Origin of the sequence: Pontibacter korlensis, from assembly GCF_000973725.1 — a bacterium.
Taxonomy (GTDB): domain Bacteria; phylum Bacteroidota; class Bacteroidia; order Cytophagales; family Hymenobacteraceae; genus Pontibacter; species Pontibacter korlensis.
Genome location: NZ_CP009621.1, coordinates 2131124 through 2153634 on the forward strand (window position 1 = coordinate 2131124; position 22511 = coordinate 2153634).

Here is a 22511-nt window from a genome sequence, read left to right on the forward strand (position 1 = left end):
TCACAGAAAGTGTTATATTTAGCTGTTATGGAAAAAAGAGAATATGACGCCTCCTTCAAGCGGATGGCCATTGATCTGACCTACGCCAGGGGATCGGTAAAGGAAGTGGCTCTGGAGCTGGGCATTGACCCCGGCAGACTTAGCAAGTGGCGCCAGAAGGAGGGCACACCCATAAGGTCGGCCGAAGGTTTAACGGACGAGCAAAAAGAGATCAAAAGGTTGCAGAAAGAGCTAAAGGAGGCGCAGCTGGAGCGAGATATCCTAAAAAAGGCCATCAGCATCTTCTCCAAGGGAGACGGGCGGTATACGGATTCGTAGAAGAGCACCGGAACCAATTTCCCGTAGAGAAGATGTGCAAAGTCCTGAGGGTGAGCAGCAGCGGATTCTACTACTGGCTCAAGCACCCGGTGGGGCTAAGGGAGCTCAGAGAAGAGCGCCTGGTGGCCCAGATCAGGCAGGTGCATGAGCAGAGCAGGGGCCGCTACGGCAGCCCCCGCATCAGCTTTGAGCTAAAGGAGCAGGGCATCCAGGCCTCCCGTCCCCGCATCGCCAGGTTGATGCGAAAACATCAGATTCAGAGCATTGTACGGAAGAAATACAGGATCAATACCACTGACTCCAACCACAGCCTCACAGTGGCAGAGAACTATCTCAACCGGGACTTTACCGCAGCCAGACCGGCCGAAAAGTGGGTGTCGGACATCACCTACATCAGAACAGAAGAGGGCTGGCTCTACCTGACGGCTGTGCTGGACCTGGCCGACCGGAAGGCGGTGGGCTGGGCGTTGAGCCAGACCATGGAGGCGGAGGCCACCACGGTGGCCGCCTTCCAGATGGCTCTCAGCAACAGGCCCTTGAGCGGGGAGTTGCTCTTCCACTCTGACCGGGGCGTGCAGTATTCCTGCAGCGCCTTCAGGGAGCAGCTGGAGGGGATGCCCGTGCTGCAGAGCATGAGCCGCAAGGGCAACTGTTGGGACAACGCCGTGGCAGAGAGCTTCTTTAAGACGATGAAGACCGAAATGGTTTACCACCACAGGTTCGCCACCAGACAAGAGGCCGGGCTGGCCGTGTTCGAATACATCGAGGGCTTCTACAACCGCAAGCGGAGGCATTCGGCACTGGGCTACCTGACCCCTAGCCAGGTTGAGGAAGAATTATATCAACAAAGAAGGGCTGCCTAAGAAAAAGCCTCCAGTAAAACATTGCAATTCCACTTCACCCGCTTTAGATTGAGAACACTTGCCAAAGCCGAGGTGGACTTTGGCCTGGCGGCCATGGCCCACAACCTGCGCAAAATAGCCCGCAAGGGAGTGAAAGCCTTCCGGCAGGCCCTGGAGAGGGGCGCCTCCGGCCTTTCCCAGCAGCTAAAACAGCCAACTGCGGCTCATACCGGCCTGCTGGACCAGCTGACTACCATTTTCAGCCCGAGAAGAGCCGTTTTCCAGCTGGCCGCCTAAAAAACAAAATCAACCGGATAAACCAAAAGAGGCTGCCCTTTCCGGACAGCCTCTTTCTGGTTTTAGTTTATGGGTGCATTATTTTGGCTCGATTGGCCAACCATCGGTACGGAAGCTTGAAGCAGGTAAGCCTTCTTTATTGAAAAGGTTAGGTTCTGCTGTGTTGCTCCAGGCAAAACGTACAGCAACAGGATTTTTTACTTTAGGTGAACTTATCACAATGGTACTGCCATCTATTTTTGCTTTGGCAAGTACAAACTGCTGATCCTTGCCGGCTACCTCAAAGAGCGTTAACTCTTTGCCTTTCGCCATCAAACCTTTATCGGCATAATCAAAATACAGGCGCACTTTGTTGCCCTCTACCTTCATCTCGCGGTAAAGCGGACCGGAAACAGCAGATACTTCTTTCCCATAAGTCTTATTTAGTGCCAGGTTAGCAAAGCGCTTACCTACATCCAACTTATTTCTGGGGTGAATGTCTTTCGTGTTGCCAATGTCGCTCAAAACAACCATACCTGTTTTCGGAACAGAAAGTGATCTGCGCTGAGCATCTCTTAGCAGCACTCCTTCCAAGGGGCGGCCATACTCATAAGGAGCTATTTGAGCGAAGTAGAAAGGAAACTCATACCCCCACTCACTTCTCCAGCTGTTAATAAGGCTTGGCAATAGCTTACCATAGTTCTGGGGCGCTACAGTGTTTGACTCTCCCTGGTACCAGAGTACACCTGCCACACGAAAAGGGATGAGTGGCGCAATCATGGTATGAAAAGCTTTGCCTGGATCTTTAGGTCCCCATTCTACCACCGGCTGTTTGGCGGCAGCCTCGTTAAGATCCGTATCTGCTTTTATTACTTCCGGCTTTACCCATACTTCTGCCGGAGTGCCTCCCCAGCTACTGTTAATCAGGCCTATGGGTACATTTAGCTGCTGGTGTAGCTCTCTTCCAAAAAAATAAGCTACAGCGCTGAAGTCTATCATTGTTTCCGGGCTAGACGCTACCCATTGGCCACCTAAATCGAGTTGAGGAGCATCAGCTGTACGGTGCTCAACACTAAAGAACCTGATGTTTGGATAGTTTGCTTTAGCTACTTCCTGTTCTGCGTTGTCTATACCAGCTCTGGCACTCCACTCCATGTTAGACTGGCCAGAAACCAACCATACTTCACCTATCATTACATCTTCCAGCACAATGGTATTATACCCTTTGATAGTCACAGTGTATGGTCCCCCGGCTGATGGGGTTTTTACCTTTACCTGCCACTTTGCATTAGGAGAGGTAACAGCTTTAACAGTGTTCTGGTCCCAACTGGTTGTAACGCTTATCGGCTCTTGTGCTTTGCCCCAGCCCCATATGGTTACCTCCGCATTCTGCTGAAGCACCATATGGTTACTAAAAATGGCAGGAAGGCCAACATTAGCTAGTGAAGGTGCGATAGGGTTCATCACGATCAGAAACAGTAATAGTACTGCGTATAATTTTTTCATAGATATTTGAAGTTGAAATGGCTTTTGGAAAAGGCTAACATGCTGCTGAAGTTAATTAATCAGCTTCTATTTTTACTACAGGTCCTTTCTACGTTAAGCATATATCTGCAAAATCTTCCTGTAGCATAGTTCTTGATGCGGATTTCTACCCTTCTGATAAATGAAATATAAGTGAGTAAGTACTACTTGTGTGATTGAGTATTAACTTATATGGTTGATTGCATGTAAGTATGTATGCTTAAATTACTATTGTAAAGTATACTCCTGAGAGCTCAAAATTACAGATAAAGACTTAATACGAAAGTGCTTATGTAGGGTAGGTCAAAAAAATGATAAAAAAGTATTATGTCTTTTAAAGGATTTGTATCTATATTCGAATATTAAATGAGTGTGTACTCAGGTACAAATTCCTAAAAGTAAAATATAGAGGGGCTTGGCTTCTTGAAAGCTTTACCGCAGCTCCTTTATTTCTTTAAGATTGCCGTTTATTACCCGTTTTTTCTGAATTAAGTGATTGGTTAGTTATTGTGTTTTAGTTCGCGCACCTGCAGGTCTGATAGGTACAGGAGAGATAAGTGTTTTTTCATACCTGTTAGCCTTGTAGGAAAGCGAAACATCAGAAAGCTGAAAATGCCCTAGCCTTGAATGAAAATTGGGTCAAGCAAAAACTACCAACTAAAATAGAATAAAAAGATAAACTGCTAGCAGATGCATTCTTCGTGACTTCTTTATAACTGACTTTGAGTAGAAGGCAGAAAGGAGGAAGGGGGATGTGTCGCTTTTGTGTTGGTGCGATTACAAAAAGATAACGGAAAAATTTCTTCTCACCCTTATATATTAATAAAAATGACCCTTTCTGATTCAGGATAATCTAAAAAGACAAGTGACGCAGAAGTGGAACGCACCTGATATTGCTCGCTGTCGTGGCAGGGTAAGTGTTCTTGAAACTATTACACAAACATTTTCAAATGAAGGTCTAATCAAAAATCACTGTATGAAAAGAATTGTACTTTTTTGTTTGATGCTGGGGTGGCTCCTTCCAGAAGCCATTGCGCAACAGTTGGTCAGCGGGAAGGTGACCGAGGCATCTACAAGACAGCCATTGCCAGGGGTTACTGTGCTGGTGAAAGGAACAACAATAGGAGCAGCAACAGACGTGGAGGGTAACTATAGCCTGCAGGTACCCGGTCCAGACGCAACTCTTGTATTTACCTTTATTGGCTATACTCCAAGAGAGGTGGCTGTAGGAAACCAGTCTGTTATCAACGTTACCATGGCGGAGGATAACAAGGTGTTGGGCGAGGTAGTAGTAACAGGCTACGGCGAGATCAGAAAAAATGACCTGACAGGCGCTCAGACTACGATCAGCACGTCAGCAATAGAGAAAACGGTTAACACTACTATTGAGCAGGCTATACAGGGGCGTGCCGCCGGTGTATATGTTACCCAAAATACAGGTGCACCTGGTGGTGGTATTTCTGTGAACATTAGAGGTGTTAACTCCATTAACGGAAGCAACGAACCCCTTTATGTAATAGATGGTGTGCAGATCACTGGGTCTACATCTGCTTCAGGTTCTAACCCGCTTTCTACACTAAACCCATCTGATATTGAGAGCATGGAGATCCTGCAGGGGCCTTCTGCTACAGCTGTATATGGCTCTAGAGCTACGAACGGCGTGGTTCTGATCACAACAAAACGAGGTAAAGCTGGCGAGGTGCGTATCAATTACAACTACCTGCACAGTATACAGACTCCTCCACAAGAGTTGGAAGTAATGAACCTGCGTCAGTATGCGCAGATGGAAAAGGAGTACAAAGGTATTGCTGGCGGAGTTGTTAGAGAAGAATTCCTGGATCCTTCTATACTAGGTGAAGGTACTAACTGGCAGAAAGAGCTTTTCCAGACTGCACCTATGCAAAAGCATCAGGTAAGCTTAAGCGGAGGTGGAGAGAAAACCACTTACTATTTGTCTGGTGAATATCTGAACCAGGAAGGTATAGCCCTAGGCTCGGGCTTTGACCGCTACTCTGTACGTCTGAACATGGACAACAAGGCTAAGGAGTGGTTAACGATCAACGGTAACTTCAACTATGCTCAAACAGATGAGAGACTATCAACAACACAGTCTAACATCATCTCAAGAGCTATTCAGTTGCCTCCGCACATTCCGGTAAGAAACATCGATGGTTCTTATGGCGGTGGTACTGTTACGCCTACAAACTCATCAGAGCAGTTTACACCACCTAACCCGATTGGTCTTGCCAACATCACAACGAATGAGCTAACCCGCAGACGCTTCTTGGGTGGCTTAACAGCGGCATTTCATATTGTAGAGGGACTTGATTTCAGGACCTCGGTAAATGGGGACGTAAACTTTACGAACTCAACTTACTTCCTGCCTACTTATCAGTTCGGATATCAGAAGAACGAAGAGGCAAGGCTAAGCAACAGCCACAACATGAATACCTACTGGAACTGGAACCAAATGCTCCAGTATCAGAAGCAGTTCGGGCGCCATAGCCTAAACCTGATGGCTACGCATGAGTCGCAGGAGTCTACCTGGAGAAACCTGTCTGGTGAAAGACGCGGTTTCCAGACTAATGATGTGCTTGACCTAAACGCAGGTGATATTTTGACCAGCGTTGCTGGCGGTGGCCACGGCGAGTGGGCCATGGAGTCTTACCTGGGCAGGGTTAACTACAACTTCGACGACCGTTACATTATTCAGGCGGCCTTCCGTGCAGACGGCTCTATCAACTTCGGTCCTGAGAACAAGTGGGGTTACTTCCCTTCTGTGTCAGCTGCTTGGAGAGTGTCTGAGGAAGACTTCTTCAATGTTGGTTTCGTGAGCGACCTGCGCCTGCGCTATGAGATAGGCTTGACAGGTAACCAGGGTAGCAGTGGTGCTATTTATGGTACACTTGCTCCAGGTCCAACGCCATGGGGTACGGGCTTCCTTCCAAACAGATACCCTAACCCGAACTTCCAGTGGGAGGAGACAAAGACAAACAACTTTGGTATAAACCTGGGCCTGTTTGAAAACAGAGTACAAGTAGAAGCAGACTACTACATCAAGGACACCGATAACCTGATCTTGCAGGCTTCATTGCCTTGGTATATGGGTACCAACGGTTCAGGTGCTGTTCAGCCTCCGTTTGTAAACATAGGCTCTTTGCGGAACAAGGGCTGGAGCTTAACATTGAACACCATCAACATCGACAATGGTAGCTTCAGATGGGAGTCCAACTTCAACATATCTCACTTTAAGACCACGATAAAGAGCCTTTCTACTGAAAGCAGCATACTCAACCGCAGAACCAGAGAGTGGAATGAGTGGGAGCAGCGTTCTGTAGTAGGTCAGGCTCCTTGGTTATTCTGGGGTTACATCGAAGATGGCATTTTCCAGGATATGGAAGACCTGCAGAATAGCCCAAGACCAGCTGATAATAATGGAGAACCATTCCCTATTGCTGAGAACAGTATCTGGGTAGGTGACGTGAAGTACCGCGACCTAAACGGTGACGGCATCATCACTGGGGAAGATCAAACGTTTATTGGTAACCCATGGCCTAAGTACTATGCTGGCTTTACCAACAACTTCTCATACAAAGGCTTCGATTTGAGTGTTCTGATTACAAGCACTATCGGTAACGACATCTACAACTACCTGCGTGCTGAGAATTCTAATCCGAACAACATTAACCTGGGTCGCAACCTGTTTATAGGTGCGTTTGACTACGCTAAAGTAGAGCTGGACAGCGAAGGAAATCCTTACCTGCTGAACCCAAATACAAATGTGGCCAGAATGTCGAGCTCAAACAGAAACAACAATTTCGACCGCCACACTGACAAGTATGTGGAAGATGGCTCTTTTGTAAGGTTAAAGAACGTTACCCTGAACTACAACCTGCCTGCATCTCTGCTGGGGAACCAGAAGATTGTGAAAGGTGCCAGAATTGGTGTAAGCGCTCAGAACATAGCTACCATCACCGGCTACTCAGGATTTGATCCGGAGGTAGGCTCGCATGTTGGAGGTTTGGAGAACCCTAACACGGCTGCTATTGGTGTAGACTATGGTCGCTACCCATTAACACCGATCTACTCTGTGAACGTTGGTATTGATTTTTAATTAAAGTACACAAGAAAGATGAAAAATAGATTCTTATATATAGGAGGGCTTCTTGTACTATCTGTGTTTTCAGGCTGTGAGAAGGAGTTTCTGGAAAGAGCTCCGCAGGATACACTGGTAGATGCCAATTTCTTCAAGACAAACGAACAGGTACTTGCTGCCTCGGCTCCTCTATACAGCGTTGTGTGGAAGGATTATGTAGACAAAGCTTCCTGGGCTCTTGGTGACCTGCGAGGAGGTACAACTTTCCGTGCCTGGGGTTATAGGGATGATGTGTTGTTTAACACAACAGAAGTTTCTACATCAAACAATGAAGCTTACCGCGCCTTCTTCATTGTAATCGGGCAGTCGAACACTCTGATCCAAAACATCAACAGATATGCCGGAGCAGAGGTAAGTGAGGAAATCAAGAACCATGCTATTGCCGAAGCACGCTTCATGCGTGCTACGGCCTACAGTTATCTGGTAATGAACTATGGTGCTGTGCCGATTATCGAGAACAACCTGGATTTGCTTAACAACCCGGCTGTTCGCCGCAACACCATAGAAAGTGTTTGGGAGTTTATCACGAGGGACTATCTTTTTGCTGCGGAGAATTTACCAGCGGCTCCGATACAACCAGGCAGAATAACCAAGTGGTCGGCTGAAGGTATGTTGGCCAGAACCTACCTGACAAGAGCAGGCTTAGGGGCGAGCGGCGGTAACAGAAATCAGGAGTACCTGAATAAAGCAAAAGAGTATGCGGAAAGAGTCATCACTATGAGTGGTCGTTCGCTGCTTCCTAACTATGCTGACCTTTTCAGATATCCTTACGATAACAATGCTGAATCACTGTTTGAGCAGCAGTGGGTATTCACCACCGATTATGGTTATGCTAATACGATGGTGTCTCAGATTACCTTTAGCAACGACATTGCCAACGGCGATGGATGGGGAGGTGACTTAGGAGCATCGTGGTGGATGCTGAGCCTGTATGACGGACTGATTAGCGAGGGTGATCCAAACACTGATGAGGATGATGGTCGCGCACCTGGTTTTACAGTAGACCAAAGACTTAAGGCTAGCTATATGCTACCTGGAGCTCATTATCCGGAGATAAGCCAGACGGTAAGAGATGCAGATGGTACAGAAAGAGAGCAACAACTTATCTTCCCGGCACCAGCAGCAGATGCAGAGCAAAGCTTTGCCAGCATTAAGAAATATGTAGTAGGTAAAGCGAAAGATGTTGGCGGACAGGCAACTACGCAGCGATACCCTAACAATACTTATATGTTAAGGTTAGCGGAGATGTACCTGATCTATGCGGAGGCAACTCTTGGTAACAGCGCCTCTACCTCAGACGACACAGCACTTGATTACTTTAATGCGGTGCATACGCGTGCAGGCTTACCTGCCTTCGAGGGGCCGCTTACCTGGGATGATATCTTCGAGGAGCGCATGAAGGAATTCGCGATGGAAGGGTTGGCATGGTATGACCTAGTGAGGCTGCATTACTATAACCCTCAGAAGGCATATGACATCATTAATAGCCAGGACCGCGGACTTTTTGTGATAAAGCCAAACAGGATGCCAAACCCAACTGGCTGGACATTTACTAAAACAGAGTACTTCACAGAAAGAAAAGCCAACGCCAACTCCGGAAACTTTGAGCTGCCAATACCTGCAGCCGAGGCAAGCCAAGCTCCTGGCTTAAGAGAAGAGCCTGTGCCTTATGAATTCGGAGAGTAATAGAAACATCATTCTAACGACAGAGAAAATTGATATGAAATTTAGATTTAAACCATTGTTGTTCCTGTTCATAGCTGTTGCAATGGCAGGGATGTTTACAGGCTGTTCGGATGATGATGAAAATGGTCCGAACGGGGGAAAACCTATGGTTAGCTATGTAAGGGTTACACGTCCTGAGTCTTCAGACTCTCTCCTTACGAAAGCAGGTCAGGGAAGTATGGTGGCCATTATAGGACAGAACCTGCAAGGTGCACGGCAGCTTTGGTTTAATGACCAGCAGGCTGCACTTAACCCTACCTATATCACAAATACATCTATCATTACCCGTGTGCCTGCCAATATTCCGGGTAATATCACGAACAAGATGAAGATCATTTTTTCCAACGGGGATTCTCTAATACACGATTTTGTGGTAGACATTAGTGAGCCCCTGGTATCTGGAATGATGAGCGAGTATGTGAATACGGGTGAGGTGACTACAATAGTTGGTGACTACTTCTACGAGCCTCTTACTGTAACTTTTACAGGAGGTGTTGAAGGTGAAATCGTTTCTGTAGAAGATGATGTAATTGAGGTAAGAGTGCCAGAAGGTGCTGAGCCAGGACCTATAACTGTTGCAACCAACTTTGGTGTAACAGAGTCGGACTTCTGGTTCCGTGACAACAGAAACATCATCGCTAGCTTCGACGGAACTACAAATGGCTTATGGCATGGTCCGGACTACATTAAATCATCCGATCCGGCTATACCTAACATCAACGGGAAGTTTATTCGTGTAAACCGCGATCTGGGTGCTTGGGCATGGTTTGAGATGTATGTAGGCCCGGCAAACAGCGATGTGGCTCTGGAAACCAGAAATATACCAGCTGCAGCCCTTGCTAACCCAGGTGACTATGAGATTAAGTTCGAGATTCTTACGCTTGACCCGCTAACAGGTGCTGAGGTGAAGATGTATATGGGGCCTAACATGGCAGACGAAAGGGGGACTAACTACACCTGGAAGCCAAACGTTGACACCAAAGGTCAGTGGGAAACAGTAAGTATTCCGTTTGATGACTTCTATACAGCAAACCAGAAGTTCGCATACAACCCAGAAGGTTATGGTGTGTCCTTCCACTTCAGTGGCCCATTGGCAGTTAAAGCTAACTTTGCCATAGACAATATGCGAGTAGTACCTAAAACGCTTGATTAATCTTTATACTTGATAAGAGACATATGAAGAATCTATATAATATAAGGCTGCTTTTACTCGCAATCCTGGTTATGTCTTTAGGAGTCCTGACGTCGTGTGAGGATGATGATAACGACGAGCCAAATGGAGGACGAGTAGAGTTGCTCAGCTTCGGTCCAACTGGTGCGCAGCATGGAGAAGAGATAAGATTTATAGGCAATAACCTGAACAAGGTTATATCTGTGGAGCTGCCAGGTGTAAGTGTGCCGAAATCGGCGTTCAAGAGCCATACCTCAGAACTTATTGTACTGGTAGTGCCTGAGGAAGCAGGTGAGGGGCGCGTAACACTGAAAACAACAGATGGAGATGTTGTTTCCAAAACAGTGTTAAGCTTTGAGGTGCCTGTTGTTGTCAATTCGTTTACTGAAGAGGCCAGACCTGGATCTAACATAACAGTTAGCGGAAACTACCTGAATTGGGTAAAGGGTGTGGTGTTTGGCGAGGATACCGTGAAGGAATTCGTGAGCCAGTCATTAAAGGAACTGGTACTTACGGTGCCAGTAAAAGCGCAGACAGGCCGACTGATTTTCCTGACAGGTGGTACAGAACCGCTGGAAATAGCAACGGAGCAGGAACTGATCGTTACTCTTCCTTCTATTTCAGGTTTAGCGCCTAACCCTGTAGAAAGAGGCCAAAACCTGACTATATCTGGTCAGAACCTCGACCTTACCATGGGTGTCCTGTTCAATGGCATAACAGAACCGATCACTGACTTTGTAAGTGTATCAGCTACTGAACTTGTTTTAGTGGTTCCTACAGAAGCTGGCAAGGGCGTGGTAACACTGGTTGCTCACTCCGGGGTTGAGGTGGAATCTGAGATGTCACTACAGTTTATAGGTGACTTGCCGCCACTGGAGCCGCTCCCATACTTCCTGTACAACGATGGCAGAGGAGAAGGCTGGGAAAACTGGGGTTGGGGTGGAGCCACAGATTGGGCGAGCACCGAAAGAGTAAGACAGGGTGACCTTGCTGCAAAAAAAACCTATGATGGTAGCTATGACGCCATCCGTTGGCATAACAACACAGCTGTATCTACTTCAGGATACAGGGAGCTGGTTTTCTCTGTTTACGGAGGTCCTGGCACGGATAGTAAGAACATGCAGCTTATCATAAACGAAGCCTGGGGTTCACCTTATGTGTTCCCGGTTGTAGAAGGCGAATGGACAACGTACAGCATTCCGTTGTCACAGTTAGGTAGTCCTGCTACAATAGGTGACGTTTTATTCCAGTCAGCTGGTTGGGCCGGAGTAGTACATTACGATCACGTTGGTTTCAGATAATAGAAACCGTTCAAAAATCAGAAAGCTCCTGTAGGTTTTACAGGAGCTTTCTGATTTTTAACAAGGCTCAGCCGCAAAAGCAGGCCTTATTAGATGTCTATAACCATCTAATAGGGATAGAAAGTTTGAACCACTGGCTTAAGAAAATATGAGGTACCGTTGTTATTCTTTTCTCTTCATTTCTATACTACTAAGTATAACTATACAAGCTTATGCCCAAAAGTATGAAGCGGAGAACGCAACACTGACAGGGGGCGCAACCAGGCAAGCATGTTCGTCTTGCTCAGGAGGATATTTTGTGGCACAGGGAGAAGGGAAGCTTTCTTTCAATGTAACGCTTCCGCAAAGCGGTTTTTATACTCTAGTACTTCGGGCCTCTGCTCCCAATGGCGATAAAACAAACATTGTTGCTGTTAACGAAACAACCACTGATTTTATTCTGGGCCAAAGTAACACGTACGCTTCTCATAAAGTGGTGCACACCCTAAAACTTGAATCAGGTCAGCACACAATCGAGATCAGAAAATCGTGGGGGTGGATTAACATCGATTACATTGAACTAGAAAAAGTTGATGCCTCAGAGCGCTTCAACCTGAATCAGGCATTGGTAACACCGAACCCAACTCCGGAAGCAAAAGCGCTTTACGACTTCCTGTTAGATCATTATGGCAAGAAAGTAATTTCGGGTGCCATGACCCTGGATAGCCTGGACGAAGCTATGTGGCTGAAGCAACACACAGGTAAGGAACCTGCTCTGCTAGGTATAGATTTTATGCACAGCGGCAGGGGGTATACATGGTATGAAGACAAAATGCCTATCATCAATGCCCGCACCTGGTACAGCCGAAATGGTATACCCGCTATCATGTGGCACTGGCGCGACCCCTTACGCAGCACGGAAGAGTTTTATACTCAAAACGACTCCAAACCTAACGGGACTAACTTTGACATCTCCCAAATCTCTGATGAGAACTCTGCAGAGTATGAAGCCATGTTAAAGGATATTGACTACATAGCTGGTCTGCTGAAAGAGCTGCAGGAACAGCATGTGCCTGTTGTATGGAGACCACTGCACGAAGCTGCCGGAGGCTGGTTTTGGTGGGGAGCCAAAGGGCCGGAGCCACTTAAAGCATTATGGCGCCTGATGTATGACCGTATGGTAAACCATCATGGGCTTCGGAACCTGATCTGGGTGTGGACCAGGGAGCCAGGTGACGATGCATGGTATCCGGGTGATGCCTATGTAGATATTGTTGGGCGGGACATGTACAAAGACGGTGATCACAGTTCGCACCAGATAGAGTTCAACAACATGAATGCTCTTTATGGGGGAAAGAAGATGGTTACTCTTAGCGAGGTAGGTTCTTATCCTGATCCGGATAACCTGCTGCAGGATGGTGCAGGCTGGTCGTGGTTTATGCCATGGTACGGAGGCTACACCCGCGACAGCAAGTATAACACAGTAGAATTATGGCGTAAAACAATGGCACATGACTATGTGCTAACGCTGGATGAAATGCCTGACCTGAGCACTTATACAAGGCAGTCCCAGGAGCCGACAGGTATAGAAGATGAGCTGGCGAAGAAGCAGCCTGTTATAGCCTATCCAACCATTGTGAATCATAGTCTAACGGTCAGAAGTGAGAGGGAATTGAAAACCTTAGTCGTGTATAATCTTTTAGGCACCGTGGTAAGGCAGCAAAAGGTTACCGGTCACGAAGCAGTGATTTCGCTTGCTGGTCTTGCTCCAGGAGTATACCTGGTGCAGGTAAACAGCAAGCATGTACTGCGTGTGCTAAAGCAATAAGCTGTTTAAAAACATCATCTAATGAAGCATCTAAAACTACAACTCTTTACTGTTATTACTGGCTTGCTCGCCTTAGGAGGTACAACAGCAGAAGGGCAACAGCTGTCGGAAGAAATTCGCTTGAACCAGGTTGGCTTTTACCCTGATGGTCCAAAAAAGGCCATTGTACCCGGTAAGGCAAGAGGTAACTTCTACATCACTACTTCCGATTTTGCGGATACCCTTTACACCGGAAAGCTTGGCGAAGAACTGAAATCAGTTCATTCTTCCAAAACTACACGGGAGGCAAACTTTTCACAGCTAAAAGCTACAGGCACTTATGTAGTAGCTGTGCCAGGGTTAGGGCATTCATACCCTTTCGAAATAAAGCAGGATGCCTATCAAGATGTGGCAAAAGCATCAATAAAGGCTTTCTACTACCAGAGGGTTTCTACAGCGCTTAAGCCAGAGCATGCAGGCAAGTGGAGCAGGCTAGCAGGTCATCCGGATAATAAAGTGCTGGTGCATGCATCTGCAGCAAGTAAAAGCCGACCTGCAGGAACAGTCATCTCATCTACAAAAGGATGGTATGATGCCGGAGATTATAACAAGTACATTGTGAACAGCGGCATTACTACAGCCACTATGCTTTCGGTGTACGAGGATTTTCCGGAGTACTTTAAAACGATGAAGCTACAAATTCCGGAAAGCAATAATGCGTTGCCGGATTTGCTGGATGAAACACTTTGGAACTTGCGCTGGATGCTGACAATGCAGGACCCCGGTGACGGTGGCGTATACCACAAGCTTACTACGCCTCAATTTGAGGGTATGAATGTAAAACCTGCCGAAGCTAGGCAACCTCGTTATGTTGTTAAGAAATCGACCGCAGCGGCTCTGGACTTTGCAGCAGTGATGGCACAGGCTAGCCGTGTGTTTAAGAAGTATGAGCAGGAGCTACCAGGCTTTTCTGATTCTTGTTTGGTGGCTGCAAAATCGGCCTGGAAGTGGGCTGGTAAGAACCCAGCAGTTTTGTATAATCAAGATGAAATGAACAAGTCATTTGATCCGGATGTAAGTACAGGTGCTTACGGTGACAAGGACGTGAGTGATGAGTTTGACTGGGCTGCTGCAGAACTATACCTGACCACAAAAGACGAGAGCTACTATAAAGCTATCAAAGCCATTCCACATAAAAATATGGAGCTTCCATCGTGGGGCCAGGTACGCCTATTGGGCTATTATTCGCTGGCACGCTTGCAAAATGAGCTAACCCCAGTTGCTAAGAAAGACTTTCCTAAGTTAAAAACAGCGCTTGTTGCCTTTGCTGATAAGTTAGCGGCAGCTAGCCAGAACAATGCATACAAAGTACCGATGGGCAGTGCTGCCAGTGATTTTGTGTGGGGAAGTAATGCAGTGGCGGCCAATCAGGGCATTGCCCTGGTACAGGCATACCGCCTCACAAAAGATAAGAAGTACTTGAACAATGCACTGGCTAACCTAGACTACCTACTGGGTAGAAACGCTACAGGATACTCGTTCCTGACAGGCTACGGAGACAAAACACCTAAGTACCCTCATCACCGCCTTTCTGTGTCTGATGAGGTAGAGGAGCCGGTGCCGGGCTTGCTAGTGGGTGGACCAAACCCGGGGCAGCAGGACGGCTGTACATATCCTACTAAGATAGCCGACGAATCTTATACAGATGAGGAGTGCTCTTATGCCTCAAACGAGATCGCCATCAACTGGAATGCGCCTTTAGTATACCTGGCTTCAGCATTGGAAGCTCTGAAGCAGGAGGCAGGCTATCTGGCTAAGAACAGTAATTAAACAAACCACCTCATAAGCCAAACAGCACCGCTCCCTGTAATACTGCATCTGTTAGTGTTACAGGGGGCGGTGCTGTTTTAGATAGATTAGTAAAACTAACAGAAGGTGCTAGTCCTGCTTTGCAAAGTTAAGCGTATGGAAGAAGCTAACCTGCAAAGTATGGTTGTGCTCGAACACTACCCCGTTTGCCTTTTGAACAATCTGATTTAAGTAGCCTAATTCAAGCGAGGATGAGTTGCTGATTTTATAGCCTAATGCTACATAAGCTCTGTTTTGGTCAAAAATGTTTTGCTTTACATTCTCACCAAAGCCTACAAACACCTCATCGTATGCGGCCAGGAAAGGCTCCTTTGGCTCAAGCGATGGGCCGACAAGCGGTAACGTAGCCTTTATCATATAACGGGCACGATTCAGGTAAGTATAATCGGCTGCTCCAGGCTGCTTTACCCAGCGCTGCTCCAGGCGATAACGGTGCGATAAACCGACACGGGCTATATTTCCTTTTAACTGCAACTGCTCGTAAATACGCTGCTCCGGAAAAGTACCTGCTGCCGGATAGTCGCCGTATGGATGTGTCTCAATGAAACCGTAGCCCAACGTGAACATGGCAGTAGGAGTGAGGTCATAATTTACACCTGTACGGAAAAGTAGCTGCTGCGGGTTTTTGATGGTGTTATGTCGCCGCAGTTGCACCTCTGCATGTATTCCCCACCGGTCAGCAACTTTGTGGTCTCCGAAGTACATGTACCAGCCATTGGTGTTGTGGTCTTTAATGCGCTCGGTTGTCTGAGCGCTTGCTGTGTTTAGTAGCAGGGCAGGGGCCAGAAGCACCCATGCCAAAAGTATAAGAGTAGGTCTATTCTTCATGTTGTTAAAAGTGGCACCATAATGCCTGAACTACAACTTGAATTTGAACTGAAATTTAGATATGGATAACCACACTGCCTCAATAATCAAGTATATGGTGTGTTATTTTAAATTAAAGAAATGCTATGTTTTAACTCCGATACTTAACTTTTACTTAAAGCACCCTTAACTGTGTCTTGACACAGTGGCAATAGCTTTGCAGGCAAACTAATAATGCAAAGCAATGAGTTTGAATTTTACCAAAGGTATTAGTAAACACGTGGTAGCAACCGTTTTCTTAGTGCTGCTATGCTGTTGTAGTGCATTTGCACAAGCGCAAACAGTCAGAGGAGCGGTAAAGGACGGGAACGGTACGCCATTGCCTGGCGCCAGTGTAGCTATCAAAGGAACTACAACTGGTACAGTTACCAACTTGGACGGTAGCTATACTCTAAGAGTTAACAGCGCTGAGGATGTGCTGGTAGTTAGCTACATCGGTTTTTTAAACCAGGAAGTAACAGTTGGAAACCGGGAGGTTGTAGATATTACGCTTCGCGAAGACACAAATAGCCTTAGCGAAGTAGTAGTAACCGCACTAGGTATTGAGCGAGAGGAGAAAGCCCTAGGCTATGCCACCCAAACAGTAAGCGGCGAGAGTATCACCAACGCCCGCTCTAACAACTTTGCGAGCGCTCTATCTGGTAAGGTAGCAGGCCTTAGCCTGATTTCTCCAGGTTCTGGCCCGGTAAACTCTACAAGAATATCACTGAGAGGGGATAACTCACTTAACCCGGATGGTAACAACGCGCTTATTGTGTTGGACGGTGTGCCTATGAGCAGCGAAATGACCAGCTCCGGTGTGAGCAGCGCTTATGGTGCCGGTTCCGGAAATGACGTGCCGATCGACTTTGGTAACGGAATTGCTGATATCAACCCAGATGATATAGAAAGTATAACAGTGCTGAAAGGCCCAAGTGCGGCAGCGCTTTACGGTAGCCGTGCAGCCAACGGTGCCTTGATCATCACAACGAAATCAGGAAACCGCCAGCAGAAAGGTCTGGGTGTAACGGTTAACACCAACATCAGCTTTAACGATGTATTAAGATGGCCTGATTTTCAGCATGAGTACGGACAGGGTACTGAAAACCTGAACAAGGATGGTCAGCCATACTACTCTTACCGTGCGTCGGAAGACGGTGCTAACACAGGAAGTACAAGTAGCGCCTATGGTCCAAAATTCGACGGACAATACTACTACCAATACGATCCTACTTTGGAAGGACAGTCTGCAGAGCGCCAGCTATGGAGACCTTATAAAGATAACGTAAAAGGCTTCTTCCGCACGGGTTCCACTATCACAAACAGTGTGGCCATTGCAGGTGGAAATGAAAAAGGTTCTGCTCGTGCCTCCATCACACACTCTAAAAACGAGTGGATTATGCCTAACACGGGCTTTGAGCGTATGACGGCTGCTCTGAGCCTGAATTACAAAGCGTCAGACAAGCTAAGATTAGCCTCTAAGGTTAATTTCACGCACAAGACAAGTGATAACCTGCCAGCTACTGGTTACAACAACCAGTCTATCTCCTACTTTATGATCTTCCAGAACCCTAACGTGGACCTGGCCTGGTATAAGCCAAGATGGAAGAAAGGGCAGGAGCAAATAGACCAGATTCACCCTTTTAGCTCTTACATCGATAACCCGTACGTTATCGCCTACGAGATGACCAATGCGCTGAATAACTACTCTACTGTTGGTAATATCTCGGCTACTTACGAGATCTCTCCTAAGTTTGAGGCAATGGTGCGTTCAGGTATAGATTTGAGCAGCGAAGACCGTGAGCAGCGTCGCCCTTTCAGCACAGCCAACTTCCAGTACGGCTACTACAAAGAGCAGGGCATTTTCGACTACGAGATCAACACAGACGCCTTGTTTACTTACCGTGAGAAAATTGGCAGTGACATTGATGTAAGAGCTTCAGTGGGTGGTAACACCATGCGCCGCAAGTACAGAGGCACTAACGGTGTGGTAGATGGTCTGGTGATTCCGGGAGTATACAAGTTGTCGAATGGCATCAGCACTCCAATGATGACAACACGCCACTTGCAGAAGCAAGTGAACAGCCTTTATGCCCTAGCCTCGTTCTCTTACCAGGACAAAGTGTTTGTTGACGTAACAGGCCGTAACGACTGGTCGAGCACACTGCCTGTGCAGAACAACTCCTTCTTCTACCCATCTATCAGCTCAAGCTTTATCCTGAGCGATATCCTGACACTGCCACGCCAGATCTCTTATGCTAAACTTAGGTTGTCGGCAGCACAGGTGGGTAACGACACAGATCCTTACAAAACAAGGAAGTACTACGGGCAGAGCGAGTTTGCAGGCTCGGGTTCAGTGCCAACTACCTTGCACAACGTAGACTTTAAGCCAGAAATCACCACAAACTATGAAGCTGGTTTAGAATACAGACTCTTCCAGGGTCGCCTGGGCATGGACATTACCCTGTACAGAAGCTTCACGAAGAACCAGATCCTAGATATGCCGCTTGACCCAACTACTGGCTATAGCAGAGCCGTGATGAATGCCGGTAAGGTACGCAACCAGGGTGTTGAACTGATGCTGAATGCTACGCCTGTTGAGACCCGCAATTTCCAGTGGAGATCTACAGTGGTATGGTCTAAAAACGACAACAAAGTCCTGGAGCTAGCTGAAGGCCTGGGTACTGATCAGCAGGTAATCGCTTCTGGTGGCCAGGCTACCATTATTGCCAAAGTGGGCGGTACTACAGGTGATATCTACGGTTACGGCTTTGTAAGAAGCCCGGACGGACAGATTGTGTATGATAAGGCCGGTCTGCCAGCTTACCCGGACGAGACGCAGTATATTGGCAACGCCTACGCCGACTGGAAAGGTGGTTTTACTAACGAATTTTCTTACAAGAACTTCCGCTTCAGTGTGCTGGTGGATGGGCAGTATGGTGGTATCATCTACTCACAGACACACCACAAAATGTCGGAGCAAGGTAAGTTGAAGCACACGCTCATGGGCCGCGCAGAAGGCTTCATTATTGGCGACGGTGTGGTAGACAACGGCGACGGAACTTACTCAGAGAATACGACTAAAGTGAGCCCGCTGCAGTACTACAAGCGCTACTACCGCCGCGCCAACGTAGAGTCTAACTCTTTCGATGCTTCTTACCTGAAGCTCCGCGAAATGCGCCTGGAGTACAACCTTCCAAAGTCGCTGCTTGCTAAAACCAAGTTCCTGAATGGCGCGAGTGTGGCACTGTATGGCCGTGATCTGGCTATGCTCACCGACTTCCCAATCTTCGACCCTGAAACGGCAGCCCTGAATGGTTCTACCATTATGCCAGGTGTTGAGATAGGCCAGATGCCTTCTACAAGAACTTTCGGTGCAAACGTAACACTGCAGTTTTAAATAAACCCTTTACCAATAGTACTATCAGGAAAAGAACCAGCCAGCGCTATACTTAATAAAGCAGGCTGGTCCTCCTAAAGCAAAAAGATGATGACAAAAAGTATAAAGAAGTTTTTGGTTTTGTTGGTGGCATTGGGTAGTGTAACCGTTTCATGCACCGACGACTTTGAGGAGATCAATCTCGACCCTAACAGAATTGAGAAAATTAGCCCTGGCACCTTGCTGAATCCGATTATTTATGAAGTTGCCAGCTTTAATACCTCCCGAAGCAATGCCTTCACGTTCGAGATAATGCAGGTTTCGTTGCCGTTCCCGAGCCCATCTGGCGGGGAGCACCGCTACGATGTTGGTGACGGCGCAGGTAATTCTACCTGGAACACTTATTACCGTTGGCTCACGAATATAAAGGAAATGCAGGCTGCTGCTGTAGCTGCTGAGGATCCAAACTATGAGGCAATCGCTCTTACCCTAAATGCTTGGGTTTACTCGCTCCTGACAGACTCTTTTGGGGATGTGCCGATGGAAGAAGCTACGCGTGGTGACGAGGGCGTTTTCTATCCGGCCTTCAATACACAGCAAGAAGTATACACCAAGATACTGGCTGACTTAGATAGAGCGAGCACCCTGTTCGACACATCTAAGCCAATGATTTATGGTACTGAGATTCTCTTTGACAATAACGTGGGTAACTGGCAGCGCTTCTGTAACTCGCTGCGCCTGCGCTTGCTGTTAAGGGTGTCTAATAGAACCGAAACGAATGCAACGGCAAGAATGGCTGAGATCATCAACAACCCTGAGCAGTATCCTGTGTTCACCAGCAACGAAGAGGCAGCCATACTTGAAATTACAGGTGTACCGCCGCTGGTGTCGCCTTGGGGGCGTGCCGTAGACTTCAGAACAGGTCGTGCGGCTTCTGCTTTCTTTATCGACAACCTGAATGAGCTGAATGACCCCCGTCGTGAGAAGTTCTTTGGACAGGCTACATCAAAAGACGGCGCTACTAAAATAGGGTTCAGAGGTATACCAAGCGGCTACGATGGCGGCGATGCACAATTCGATTTCTCTCCATCTAGCCCAAACATCGAACTGGTAACGGCACCAATGATTTCTGTGATCATGAGCTACGCCGAAGTTGAGTTTATCAAGGCAGAACTGGCGCAAAAAGGAATCATCAGCTCAGATGCGCAGGTACATTACGAAAAAGGTGTAAAGGCTGCTATTGAGCAGTGGGGGGCGGAATTCCCGGCAGACTACTTTGAAAATCCGACTGCTGCTTATAACGGCACTTTCGAGCGCATTATGCTGCAGAAGTACTTTGCCTTGTACTTCAACGACTATCAGCAGTGGTTCGAGTATCGCCGCACCGGCTTGCCTGTACTTCCTAAAACAGAGAGTATGATGAACGACAAAATGGTGCCAGTACGCTTCCGCTACCCTGCCACCGTGCAGCAGATGAACAGTGAAAACTATATGAAAGCTGTGGAGCGTATGGGCGGCGATGATATTAACACCAAAGTTTGGTGGGAGAAGTAACTGCATTAAATGAATCACACTTTTCATTTAATGAGGCAGGTGCTGCTGGTGCCTGCTTCTTTCTTTCCAACTTTTAATTTTTAAATAATGTCTCAGAAAAGAAGATCCTTTCTTAAGTCTTTAGGCCTAGCAGGTGTAGGCCTAACCTTATCGCCAAGTGTGTTGCAGGCTAAACCAACAGCGCCTGCAAAAGGCAAAGACCTTTCTCTTGTAAACCTTTCTGGTAAGGTACATACTGGCGGCAAAGGTATAGCCGGTGTGGCAGTTACCGACGGCTATAATGTGGTGCTAACAGATGGTAGCGGCAGGTACGAGCTACAGAGCAATGCTACTGCAGACTTTGTATACATTTCTGTTCCGCGCGGTTACGACTTTGCGAACGAAAACGGCATAGCACGCTTTTACAAGCGTATAAAGGCAAGCCGTGGCCGCTACAAAGCTGATTTTGAGTTAAAAAAGCTGACGAAGGATGATACAAAGCACAACTTTGTAGTATGGGCAGATCCGCAGATTATCTCTGAAGCAGATGCAGAGGAGCTGAAAACCAAGTCGGCTCCAGACCTGAAGGAGCTGGTAAATAGCTATCCTGCTGATACCCTGTTTCACGGCATCGGCTGTGGCGACTTGGTGTGGGACAAGTTTGAGCTGTTTGAGGATTACCAGCAAGCCATCAACATTGCAGGTATACCTTTCTTCCAGGTTATTGGCAACCACGACATGAACCTGGAGGCACGCACCGATGAAGGATCATCGGAGAAATTTAAGGAACTGTTTGGGCCAACTTACTACTCCTTTAACCGTGGAGAAATACACTATGTGGTGCTGGATGATGTGTTCTTTATCGGCACAGCCAAAAAGTACATCGGTTACCTGACTGAGCGCCAGCTGGCGTGGCTGGAGCAGGATTTAGCTACTTTGAAGCCAGGAACAACTGTTGTAGTGAACCTGCACATCCCAGCTTACACCAACCAGCACACCCGCAACAATGAGAAAGAACCATCGTTGGGTGGTGTGGTGTCCAACCGTAAAGAGCTGTACCGACTATTAGCACCTTACAAGGCGCACATTATGTCAGGACACACCCACTTTAATGAAAAAGTGTTTGAGGGAGATAACATTATAGAACACGTACATGGTACCGTTTGCGGCGCCTGGTGGACTGGGCCTATCTGTTACGATGGCACTCCGAGTGGCTATGGCGTGTATGAAGTAGACGGTTCAGAAGTGAAATGGTACTACAAGTCTACTGGCTTGTCGAAAGAGCACCAGATACGCGTGTACCCAGTAGGAGCCGTGCCAGAGAAGCCGCAGCAAATAGCTGCCAATGTATGGAATTGGGACCCGCAGTGGAAAGTAGAGTGGCTGGAGGATGGAAAGAACATGGGGCAAATGGAGCGTGCTACAACGCTGGACCCTCTGTCGGTGGAGCTTCATCTAGGCGCCTCCAAGCCAGCCAAGCATAAATGGGTAGAGCCACACCCAACTGACCACATGTTCTTTGCTCAGCCAACTGGCAAGGCCAAAACCATCACGATACAAGCTACTGACAGGTTTGGCAATATTTTCAAAATTGATGCTGATGCGAAAGGGTTGAGCCGCCTATAGTGCTAAGTTCACGTACTAAAGGTGCTGCTCAATAACTTGAGAGTAGTATAAACAAGCAGAGGCAGGGAGTAAACCTGCCTCTGCTTGTTTATAATGCCTCGTTAAATGTAGCTTATAACTAACTTAGCCTAAAATAAAAAAGCCTCTCAGATTTCTCTA

General features: G+C 47.3%; 13 protein-coding genes and 1 pseudogene. 12 read left to right on the plus strand and 2 right to left on the minus strand.

Going from position 1 to position 22511, the window contains the following annotated elements; all coding sequences use genetic code 11:
- The first annotated feature begins 27 nt into the window (after nucleotides 1-27).
- The 3 genes and pseudogenes from PKOR_RS09280 (at nucleotide 28) to PKOR_RS09290 (ending at nucleotide 1457) form a co-directional block, all read left to right on the plus strand.
- Nucleotides 28-318, plus strand: coding sequence for a transposase (locus PKOR_RS09280; RefSeq protein WP_046308825.1), 291 nt, complete (start codon nucleotides 28-30; stop codon nucleotides 316-318).
- A pseudogene (locus PKOR_RS09285) lies at nucleotides 318-1181 on the plus strand (IS3 family transposase); the annotation flags it as partial. The gene PKOR_RS09280 and the pseudogene PKOR_RS09285, both read left to right, overlap by 1 nt.
- A 48-nt stretch (nucleotides 1182-1229) precedes the next feature.
- Nucleotides 1230-1457, plus strand: coding sequence for a hypothetical protein (locus tag PKOR_RS09290; protein ID WP_046310309.1), 228 nt, complete (start codon nucleotides 1230-1232; stop codon nucleotides 1455-1457).
- Between the two features lie 78 nt (nucleotides 1458-1535).
- Here PKOR_RS09290 and PKOR_RS09295 read toward each other — a convergent pair whose 3' ends face one another.
- A complete protein-coding gene (locus tag PKOR_RS09295) occupies nucleotides 1536-2942 on the minus strand; it encodes a sialate O-acetylesterase (protein WP_046310311.1) in 1407 nt (468 codons plus the stop codon).
- A 994-nt stretch (nucleotides 2943-3936) separates the two neighbouring features.
- Here PKOR_RS09295 and PKOR_RS09300 point away from each other — a divergent pair.
- The 6 genes from PKOR_RS09300 to PKOR_RS09325 all read left to right on the plus strand — a co-directional run bounded on the left by PKOR_RS09300 (nucleotide 3937) and on the right by PKOR_RS09325 (nucleotide 14929).
- Nucleotides 3937-7074 (plus strand): SusC/RagA family TonB-linked outer membrane protein, encoded by a 3138-nt coding sequence (locus PKOR_RS09300; RefSeq protein ID WP_046310312.1) that lies wholly within the window; start codon nucleotides 3937-3939, stop codon nucleotides 7072-7074.
- Nucleotides 7075-7092: 18 nt separating this feature from the next.
- A complete protein-coding gene (locus PKOR_RS09305; RefSeq protein ID WP_046310313.1) occupies nucleotides 7093-8802 on the plus strand; it encodes a RagB/SusD family nutrient uptake outer membrane protein in 1710 nt (569 codons plus the stop codon).
- A gap of 34 nt (nucleotides 8803-8836) precedes the next feature.
- A complete protein-coding gene (locus PKOR_RS09310; RefSeq protein ID WP_148561654.1) occupies nucleotides 8837-9994 on the plus strand; it encodes a glycan-binding surface protein in 1158 nt (385 codons plus the stop codon).
- Between the two features lie 71 nt (nucleotides 9995-10065).
- Nucleotides 10066-11313, plus strand: coding sequence for an IPT/TIG domain-containing protein (locus PKOR_RS09315; protein ID WP_046310315.1), 1248 nt, complete (start codon nucleotides 10066-10068; stop codon nucleotides 11311-11313).
- Between the two features lie 148 nt (nucleotides 11314-11461).
- Nucleotides 11462-13120 (plus strand): glycosyl hydrolase, encoded by a 1659-nt coding sequence (locus tag PKOR_RS09320; protein ID WP_052738786.1) that lies wholly within the window; start codon nucleotides 11462-11464, stop codon nucleotides 13118-13120.
- Nucleotides 13121-13141: 21 nt separating this feature from the next.
- Nucleotides 13142-14929 (plus strand): glycoside hydrolase family 9 protein, encoded by a 1788-nt coding sequence (locus tag PKOR_RS09325; protein ID WP_046310316.1) that lies wholly within the window; start codon nucleotides 13142-13144, stop codon nucleotides 14927-14929.
- 108 nt (nucleotides 14930-15037) lie between these two features.
- On the opposite strand, the gene PKOR_RS09330 is transcribed toward PKOR_RS09325, so the two are convergent.
- Entirely contained in the window at nucleotides 15038-15796 is a 759-nt protein-coding gene (locus PKOR_RS09330; protein ID WP_046310318.1) for a DUF2490 domain-containing protein, read from the minus strand.
- Between the two features lie 223 nt (nucleotides 15797-16019).
- Between PKOR_RS09330 and PKOR_RS09335 the strand changes: the two genes are divergently transcribed.
- From PKOR_RS09335 to PKOR_RS09345, 3 genes are all read left to right on the plus strand, one after another.
- A complete protein-coding gene (locus PKOR_RS09335; RefSeq protein WP_046310319.1) occupies nucleotides 16020-19214 on the plus strand; it encodes a SusC/RagA family TonB-linked outer membrane protein in 3195 nt (1064 codons plus the stop codon).
- A gap of 87 nt (nucleotides 19215-19301) precedes the next feature.
- A complete protein-coding gene (locus PKOR_RS09340) occupies nucleotides 19302-20747 on the plus strand; it encodes a SusD/RagB family nutrient-binding outer membrane lipoprotein (protein WP_235337413.1) in 1446 nt (481 codons plus the stop codon).
- A gap of 87 nt (nucleotides 20748-20834) precedes the next feature.
- Entirely contained in the window at nucleotides 20835-22352 is a 1518-nt protein-coding gene (locus PKOR_RS09345; RefSeq protein WP_046310323.1) for a calcineurin-like phosphoesterase C-terminal domain-containing protein, read from the plus strand.
- Nucleotides 22353-22511 lie beyond the last annotated feature (159 nt).

Bases quoted from the DNA above. Each gene is read 5' to 3' on its own strand.
- PKOR_RS09280 (WP_046308825.1), top strand. From the start codon at position 28: ATGGAAAAAAGAGAATATGACGCCTCCTTCAAGCGGATGGCCATTGAT.
- PKOR_RS09295 (WP_046310311.1), bottom strand. From the start codon at position 2,942: ATGAAAAAATTATACGCAGTACTATTACTGTTTCTGATCGTGATGAAC.
- PKOR_RS09300 (WP_046310312.1), top strand. From the start codon at position 3,937: ATGAAAAGAATTGTACTTTTTTGTTTGATGCTGGGGTGGCTCCTTCCA.
- PKOR_RS09305 (WP_046310313.1), top strand. From the start codon at position 7,093: ATGAAAAATAGATTCTTATATATAGGAGGGCTTCTTGTACTATCTGTG.
- PKOR_RS09310 (WP_148561654.1), top strand. From the start codon at position 8,837: ATGAAATTTAGATTTAAACCATTGTTGTTCCTGTTCATAGCTGTTGCA.
- PKOR_RS09315 (WP_046310315.1), top strand. From the start codon at position 10,066: ATGTCTTTAGGAGTCCTGACGTCGTGTGAGGATGATGATAACGACGAG.
- PKOR_RS09320 (WP_052738786.1), top strand. From the start codon at position 11,462: ATGAGGTACCGTTGTTATTCTTTTCTCTTCATTTCTATACTACTAAGT.
- PKOR_RS09325 (WP_046310316.1), top strand. From the start codon at position 13,142: ATGAAGCATCTAAAACTACAACTCTTTACTGTTATTACTGGCTTGCTC.
- PKOR_RS09330 (WP_046310318.1), bottom strand. From the start codon at position 15,796: ATGAAGAATAGACCTACTCTTATACTTTTGGCATGGGTGCTTCTGGCC.
- PKOR_RS09335 (WP_046310319.1), top strand. From the start codon at position 16,020: ATGAGTTTGAATTTTACCAAAGGTATTAGTAAACACGTGGTAGCAACC.
- PKOR_RS09340 (WP_235337413.1), top strand. From the start codon at position 19,302: ATGATGACAAAAAGTATAAAGAAGTTTTTGGTTTTGTTGGTGGCATTG.
- PKOR_RS09345 (WP_046310323.1), top strand. From the start codon at position 20,835: ATGTCTCAGAAAAGAAGATCCTTTCTTAAGTCTTTAGGCCTAGCAGGT.